Raw genomic sequence first — 565 nt, forward strand, 5'->3', positions numbered from 1 at the left:
AGGATGATATTTACAGCTCAGGTGATAGAGCACTATGGTACTATAAATAGGATTTTTGATAACACTTTTAGGCTTTAGAAGTGCCTATAAAGCATCTGATAAAGGATCTATAAAAACTTAAAAGAACTTAAAAGTGATTATCAGAGAAGAGATTTCATAGGGAATATTATAAGTAAATAATTGTAAGTAATTAATTGTAAGTAATTTTTAAAATAATCGATAGAAATCGAATTAGTTCGAATTGGTATATAGGCGTTATGTGAACGTTATGTGGAAAGAAAGAATCAAAAGTGCTCTCGATCAACAGTGCATCGATAATCGTTATCGTCAGCGAGTTATCTGTCATGCAGCGGGAAGTAGTATCAATATTGAGGTAGATGGGGAGCAATATCTTAACTTCTCATCGAATGATTACCTCGGCTTAGCACATCATCCGCGATTACAAGTAGCGGCGGCGCGGGGTGCAGAAGATTATGGTGTCGGCAGTGGTGGATCGCCCCATGTTACAGGATATAGTCGGCCACTTGCTCAATTAGAGACGCGATTAGCTCACTGGTTGGGTTAT

The 565-nt window shown here is 37.9% G+C and carries 1 protein-coding gene; it reads left to right on the forward strand.

Going from position 1 to position 565, the window contains the following annotated elements:
* Positions 1 to 259: 259 nt before the first annotated feature.
* Positions 260 to 565, forward strand: a 306-nt coding sequence (locus tag FK530_RS27640) for an aminotransferase class I/II-fold pyridoxal phosphate-dependent enzyme (RefSeq protein WP_146489501.1), incomplete at its 3' end; no start/stop codon positions are given.

Source organism: Tsukamurella conjunctivitidis, assembly GCF_007858475.1.
Classification (GTDB): domain Bacteria; phylum Actinomycetota; class Actinomycetes; order Mycobacteriales; family Mycobacteriaceae; genus Tsukamurella; species Tsukamurella conjunctivitidis.